Origin of the sequence: Micrococcus sp. HMSC31B01, from assembly GCF_001816085.1 — a bacterium.
GTDB lineage: Bacteria > Actinomycetota > Actinomycetes > Actinomycetales > Micrococcaceae > Micrococcus > Micrococcus luteus.
The window spans coordinates 1-6,317 of sequence record NZ_KV825121.1; the positions used below are offsets into that span (position 1 = coordinate 1).

At 72.8% G+C, this 6,317-nt stretch carries 7 protein-coding genes; 3 read left to right on the forward strand and 4 right to left on the reverse strand.

The window, feature by feature from the left end:
• Positions 1-432: Nif3-like dinuclear metal center hexameric protein (locus HMPREF3105_RS06380; protein ID WP_210401430.1), on the reverse strand; the 432-nt coding region annotated here is incomplete at its 3' end.
• A 113-nt stretch (positions 433-545) separates the two neighbouring features.
• Here HMPREF3105_RS06380 and msrA point away from each other — a divergent pair.
• The 3 genes from msrA (at position 546) to epsC (ending at position 2,780) form a co-directional block, all read left to right on the forward strand.
• The gene (msrA, locus tag HMPREF3105_RS06385; RefSeq protein WP_070708997.1) at positions 546-1,127 is read left to right on the forward strand and encodes a peptide-methionine (S)-S-oxide reductase MsrA; all 582 of its coding nucleotides are present in this window, start codon (positions 546-548) and stop codon (positions 1,125-1,127) included.
• 86 nt (positions 1,128-1,213) lie between these two features.
• Positions 1,214-2,149 carry a cysteine synthase A gene (gene cysK / locus HMPREF3105_RS06390; RefSeq protein WP_070708998.1) on the forward strand — a complete coding sequence of 312 codons (936 nt, stop codon included), beginning with the start codon at positions 1,214-1,216 and terminating at the stop codon, positions 2,147-2,149.
• 43 nt (positions 2,150-2,192) lie between these two features.
• Positions 2,193-2,780: a serine O-acetyltransferase EpsC gene (gene epsC / locus HMPREF3105_RS06395; RefSeq protein ID WP_069941182.1), complete on the forward strand. Its 588-nt coding sequence runs from the start codon at positions 2,193-2,195 to the stop codon at positions 2,778-2,780.
• A 19-nt stretch (positions 2,781-2,799) separates the two neighbouring features.
• Here the strand turns inward: epsC and gndA are convergent, their stop codons facing one another.
• The 3 genes from gndA to HMPREF3105_RS06410 form a co-directional block, all read right to left on the reverse strand.
• Positions 2,800-4,362, reverse strand: a complete 1,563-nt coding sequence (gene gndA, locus HMPREF3105_RS06400) for an NADP-dependent phosphogluconate dehydrogenase (RefSeq protein WP_069941183.1) — start codon at positions 4,360-4,362, stop codon at positions 2,800-2,802.
• An 82-nt stretch (positions 4,363-4,444) separates the two neighbouring features.
• Positions 4,445-5,359, reverse strand: coding sequence for a polyphosphate kinase 2 (ppk2, locus tag HMPREF3105_RS06405; protein ID WP_010078895.1), 915 nt, complete (start codon positions 5,357-5,359; stop codon positions 4,445-4,447).
• Between the two features lie 205 nt (positions 5,360-5,564).
• Complete coding sequence (locus tag HMPREF3105_RS06410; protein WP_036312781.1) at positions 5,565-6,065, reverse strand: hypothetical protein; 501 nt, start codon at positions 6,063-6,065, stop codon at positions 5,565-5,567.
• Positions 6,066-6,317: the final 252 nt, after the last annotated feature.

A 6,317-nucleotide genomic window follows, 5' to 3' on the forward strand; every position in this document is an offset into this window, starting at 1 on the left:
CGCTCCGGTGACGCCGACGGCACGGGCCAGCACGTCCGAGACGCCACCCACGACGGCGTCGGCGTTGGTGTGCGCCGCGAGCAGGGCGATGCGGTGCTCGATCAGGGTGTGCAGCAGGCGGCCCTTGGCGGCGGCGGCATGCCCGACGGCGGCGACGGACGAGGTCCCGCGCAGCAGGAGCGGGTGGTGGGTGACCACGAGGTCGGCCCCGCGGGCGACGGCCTCGTCGGCCACGGCCTGCACGGGGTCCAGCGCCCACAGGACGGTCCGCACCGGCGCCTCCGGGCGCCCGGCCACCGGCCCGACGGCGTCCCACGGCTCCGCCAGCTCCCGCGGCCACAGCCCCTGGACAACATCGAGGACGTGCCCGAGCGTCGGTGGGGCCAGGGCGTGCTCCGGCGAGGCGGGGACGGCGGGACGGGACACGGTCATACCGGCCATGATGGCCCACCCGGCCCGGGCACGCACGACCCGGCGGCCCTGGGTGACGGCACGGGGCGGCGTCGTCGGGAATGAAAAGCGCGGCCCGCGTTGCTGTGCCTGCCATGACCGACTCCCCCCGTACCGAGCCCCTCGGCGCCTCCGGCGCGCCCGCCGACGTCCGCGAGCTGACGCTCGCCGGCGGCTGCTTCTGGTGCCTCGACGCCGTCTACCGTCGCGTGCGGGGCGTGCTCGCCGTCGAGTCCGGCTACACCGGAGGCGACGACCCCGCCCCGAGCTACGAGTCCGTGTGCACCGGGACCACCGGCCATGCCGAAGCGGTCCGTGTGCGCTTCGACGCCGCCGTCGTGCCGCCCGAGGTGATCATGGACCTGTTCTTCACCGGCCACGACCCCACGTCCTTGAACCGCCAGGGGGCCGACGTCGGCACCCAGTACCGCTCGGCCGTCTTCGCCCACGACGAGGCCGAGGCCCGGTTCTTCGCGGACGAGATCGCCCGGGCGCAGGCGAACTATGACAGCCCCATCGTCACACGCGTCGAGCCGGCGTCCGCGTGGCACCCGGCCGAGGACGTTCACCAGGACTTCTATGCGCGGCGCCGTTCCAACGGATACTGCCGTGTGGTCATCGATCCGAAGCTCGCGAAGGTGCGCCGGAACTACTCCGCGTGGCTCGTGGACGCCTGAGCGGCGCCGCGGCTCGATAGCCTGACGCAGGAACACCCACTCGATCGCCCGCGCCCCCAGGCGCACCACCCCCCGGAGGTACCACCATGGCCCGCATCCTCGACGACATCACCCAGGCGGTCGGCGGCACGCCCCTGGTCCGGCTGAACCGCCTCGCGAAGGACCTGCCCGGCGACGTCGCCGTGAAGGTCGAGTTCTACAACCCGGCCAACTCGGTGAAGGACCGCATCGGCACCGCCATCGTCGACGCCGCGGAGGCGGCCGGCGAGCTGACCCCCGGCGGCACCATCGTGGAGGGCACCTCGGGCAACACCGGCATCGCCCTGGCCATGGTCGGCGCGGCGCGCGGCTACCGCGTGATCCTGACCATGCCCGAGACCATGTCCACCGAACGCCGCGTGATGCTCAAGGCGTTCGGCGCCGAGATCGTGCTGACCCCCGGTGCAGACGGCATGCGCGGGGCCCTCGAGCGCGCCCAGGAGATCGTCCGCAGCACCCCGAACTCCATCTGGGCCCAGCAGTTCGCGAACCAGGCCAACATCCAGGCCCACTACACGGGCACCGGCCCGGAGATCTGGGACGCGTCCGAGGGTGCCGTGGACGTGTTCATCGCCGGCGTCGGCACCGGCGGCACCATCACGGGCGCGGGCCGGTACCTGCGCGAGCAGAAGCCGGACGTGAAGCTCATCGCCGTCGAGCCGGCCGACTCCCCCATCCTCTCCGGCGGCCAGGCCGGCCCGCACAAGATCCAGGGCATCGGCGCGAACTTCGTGCCGGAGATCCTGGACACCGACCTCTACGACGAGGTCTACCCGGCCACCTTCGAGGAGTCCATCGAGACCGCCCGTCGGCTCGGGACCGAGGAGGGCATCCTCGGCGGCATCTCCACCGGCGCGATCATCTCGGCCGCCCTCAAGGAGGCCGCCAAGCCCGAGTCCGAGGGCAAGCTGATCGTCGCCGTCGTGTGTGACTTCGGCGAGCGCTACATCTCCACGGCCCTCTTCGAGGACATCCGCGGCTGACCGCCGCCCGCTCACCGACCGCACCGACCCGAAGGGGCCGCCCGTGGGACTGTTCTCCCGCATCAAGGAAGACATCGCGACCGTCCGCAGCCATGACCCGGCGGCGCGAGGTGACCTCGAGGTGGCCCTCGTCTACTCGGGTCTGCACGCCGTGTGGGCGCACCGCGTCGCGCACCGGATGTGGCGGCACGACCGGCTGAAGATGCCCGCCCGCGTGCTCTCGCAGGTCACGCGCGCGGCCACGGGCATCGAGATCCACCCCGGCGCGTCGATCGGTCGCCGGTTCTTCATCGACCACGGCATGGGCGTCGTGATCGGCGAGACCGCGGAGATCGGCGACGACGTGATGCTGTACCACGGGGTCACCCTCGGCGGCCGCTCCCTGGCCAAGGTGAAGCGGCACCCCACGCTGCGCGACGGCGTCGTGGTGGGGGCCGGCGCCAAGATCCTCGGACCCGTCGAGATCGGGGAGGGGACGGCGGTGGGCGCCAACGCCGTCGTCGTGAAGGACACCCCCGCCGACGCGATCGCCACCGGCGTGCCGGCCACCGTCCGCCCGCGCAGGGGCCCGGCCGAGGGCAAGCCGCTCGTGGACCCCGCGGAGTACGTGGACCCGGCCCTCTGGATTTGAGGGCCGGGCCCCCGCCGGGTCAGTCCTGCGTGGGGTCGCCCTCGGTCGGCTGCGGCATGACCACGGGCACGCCCTCGCCGTCGACCTCGGTGCGGTCACCGGACCACAGCGTGTGGAACGAGCCCTCGCGGTCGACGCGCAGGTAGGTGTGGGCGCCGAAGTAGTCGCGCTGGCCCTGCACGAGGGCGGCCGGCAGGCGGTCGGCCCGCAGGCCGTCGTAGTACGCCAGGGCCGAGGAGAACACCGGGACCGGCACGCCCGCGGCGACGGCGGTGCCCACCACGCGGCGCCAGGCCGGCAGGGCCTCGGCGATCGCCTGGGCGAACTCGGGGGCGAAGAGCAGGTTGAGCGGCTGGCCGGGGGCGCGGGTGCCCGGCGCCGGGTGGCGGGAGGTGTCGCGGCCGCCGAAGGCCTGCATGATCACGTCGAGCAGGTCGGCGCGGATGATGCAGCCGTCCCGCCACAGCGAGGCGATGGTCCCCAGGTCCAGCGACCAGCCGTACTCCTCGGCGGCGGCGGCGAGCATGTCCATGCCCTGCGCGTAGGCCACGAGCTTGGAGGCGAACAGCGCCTGACGCACGTCCTCCACGAACGCGTCCGTGTCCTGCGGGGCGCGCTGCGCCTCCTCGTCGACGCCGGCCGCGAGGGTCTCACGGGCGGCCTCGCGCACCGCGCGCTGGGAGGACAGCGAGCGGGCGAAGACGGACTCGGCGATCGCGGCCACCGGGGAGCCGACGTCGAGGCCCGAGATCGCGGTCCAGCGGCCGGTGCCCTTCTGGCCGGCCTCGTCCACGATCACGTCCACGAGCGGGCGGCCCGTGGCCGCGTCCACCTGGGCGAGCACCTCGGCCGTGATCTCGATGAGGTAGGAGGCCAGGTCGGTCTGGTTCCACGCCGTGAAGACCTCGGCCTGCTCGGCGGGCTCGAGGCCGCCCACGCGGCGCAGCAGGTCGTAGGCCTCGCCGATGACCTGCATGTCCGCGTACTCGATGCCGTTGTGGACCATCTTCACGTAGTGGCCGGCGCCGTCCGTGCCGACCCAGGCGCAGCACGGCTCCCCCTCGAACTGCGCGGAGATCTTCTCGAGCATCGGGCCGAGGGCCTCGTAGGACTTCTCCGGACCGCCGGGCATGATCGCCGGACCGTGCAGGGCGCCCTCCTCACCGCCGGAGACGCCGACGCCCACGAAGTGCAGGCCCTTCTCGGCGAGGGCCGCCTCGCGGCGGCGGGTGTCCTCGTAATGGGAGTTGCCGGCGTCGATGACGATGTCGCCCTCCTCCAGCAGGGGGACGAGCTGGTCGATGACGGCGTCCACGGGGGCGCCCGCCTTGACCATGATGAGCACCCGGCGCGGCACGGCGAGGGACTGCACGAGCTCGGCGAGCGTCTCCGTCGCCACGAACGCACCCTCGTCGCCGTGCTCGGCCACGAGCTGGTCCGTGCGCGCCCGGCTGCGATTGTGCAGGGCCACCGTGTAGCCGTGGCGGGCGAAGTTGCGGGCGAGGTTCGCGCCCATCACCGCCAGGCCCGTGACGCCGATGTCGGCGGCGCCGACGGGGACGGTGGTGGTCTGCTCGGTCATCGCGGGTGGCCTCCTGTGGCTCGGACGGTGGGGCGGGGCCGTGCCGGACACGGACCCGCCCCCCAGCCTACGTCGACCGCGGTCAGTCCCCCACGGCGTCGCGGCCGCGGCGCACGATCAGCGGGTCCGGGGTGCCGACGACCTCGTGGTCCTTGCCCTCGTACTCGAACTGGGACAGGAAGTATCGCATCGCGTTGAGGCGGGCCCGCTTCTTGTCGTTGGAGCGGATGGAGATCCACGGGGCGTGGTCCGTGTCCGTGTGGAGGAACATGGCCTCCTTGGCCTCCGTGTACGCCTCCCAGCGGTCCAGGGACTCGAGGTCCATGGGCGAGAGCTTCCACTGGCGGACCGGGTCGATCTGGCGGATCGCGAAGCGCGTGCGCTGCTCGGTCTGTGTCACGGAGAACCAGAACTTGGTGAGGTGGATGCCGTCGTCCACGAGCATCTTCTCGAACAGCGGCACCTGGTTCATGAAGCGGCGGTACTGCTCGTCCGTGGCGAAGCCCATCACGCGCTCGACGCCGGCGCGGTTGTACCACGATCGGTCGAACAGCACGATCTCGCCCGCCGTGGGGAAGTGCTGGATGTAGCGCTGGAAGTACCACTGGCCGAGCTCGCGGTCCGAGGGCTTGTTGAGGGCCACGACGCGGGCGGTGCGGGGGTTCAGGTGCTCGGTGAAGCGCTTGATGGTGCCGCCCTTGCCGGCGGCGTCGCGGCCCTCGAAGACGATGATGTGGCGCTGGCCGGTGTCCTCGCCCCAGTACTGCAGCTTGAGCAGTTCGATCTGCAGGCGGTACTTCTCCAGCTCGTACTCCTCGCGCGTCATGCGCGTCTCGTACGGGTAGTCCTCCCTCCACGTCTCCACGGCACGGCCCTGCGGATCGATCAGGTCGGGATCGTTGGTGTGGCCGTCCGAGACGGTGTAGCCGCCGTCGCGCAGCTTGTCGATGAACTCGCGGAGGTTCTCGCGGGGGGCGTCGGGCTGCAGCAGCTCCATGGACCGTCTCCTTCACTGGGTGCGTCACCGTGCCCGTCCGTCCCCCTCCTCGGTACGACGGCGGCGGGCCGCGGCCTGTGCTCTGTCCACCATTATGGGCGGGCGGCGGACGAGGAAGCCGGGCCCGGCAGCGCAGCCGCGTGAACAGCAGGTGAACCCTGGGAGGCGAACGGTCGCGGCCCCGGGCCGACGAGCGTCGGCCTGCTCAGCCGCGCGGGCCGACGCCCAGGAGCTCGTCGATCGCCGCGACGGCGGCACGCGCCGCGTCGACGTCGGCGAACTGCGCGACGGCGTCGTCGTACCGGCGGTGCCCGGGAAGCTTGAGGCCGACGGAGGCGCCGTCCGTGGCGGGGAGGATCCAGATCCGGCCGCGCGGCTCGACGTCGCGCTGCTCGGCCACGTCGGCCTCCTCGAACTCGCGGTCGTAGCCGGCCCACTCGATACCGGGCCGCGGGGTGTCGGCACCGTCGAGGACGTCACGGCCGCCCATGCGCAGACAGGTGACGGACTGCAGGAGCGCGTCCAGGGTGCGGGCGGCGGCCTTGCCGGCCAGCTCGTCCTGGAAGAGGGCGAGGATGGACCATTGCCCGTCCTGGAGGAAGAGCATGGTCTGCTGCGCCTCGCCCCCGGTGATGACGGCGAGGTGACGGGCGGCGCCGTCGGGACGGGCGGGCAGCTTCCAGAAGCCGAGGGGGGTCGCGGACATGCGCTCCACCCTAGTGCGCCCGGACGCTGACGACGCGCCGCCGCCCGGCCCCTGCCCCGCATCCCGGGTTGAGTTGTCGCGGGTGCGCGGGCCCGTCACCCGCGACAACTCAACCCGCGTTGCGGGAGGGTGGGCCGATGGGCCTGCTCCGCGACCTCCTCACCCGCCGCTCCGCCCGCGACCGCCCGTCCGACCCGACGGCGACGCTCGGCCGGCACCTCGACAACGCCGCGGCGATCGTGGCCGCCGCAC

Coding starts and splice junctions, on each gene's coding strand:
- ppk2 (WP_010078895.1), bottom strand. CDS start 5,359: ATGGAGCTGCTGCAGCCCGACGCCCCCCGCGAGAACCTCCGCGAGTTC.
- gndA (WP_069941183.1), bottom strand. CDS start 4,362: ATGACCGAGCAGACCACCACCGTCCCCGTCGGCGCCGCCGACATCGGC.
- cysK (WP_070708998.1), top strand. CDS start 1,214: ATGGCCCGCATCCTCGACGACATCACCCAGGCGGTCGGCGGCACGCCC.
- HMPREF3105_RS06410 (WP_036312781.1), bottom strand. CDS start 6,065: ATGTCCGCGACCCCCCTCGGCTTCTGGAAGCTGCCCGCCCGTCCCGAC.
- msrA (WP_070708997.1), top strand. CDS start 546: ATGACCGACTCCCCCCGTACCGAGCCCCTCGGCGCCTCCGGCGCGCCC.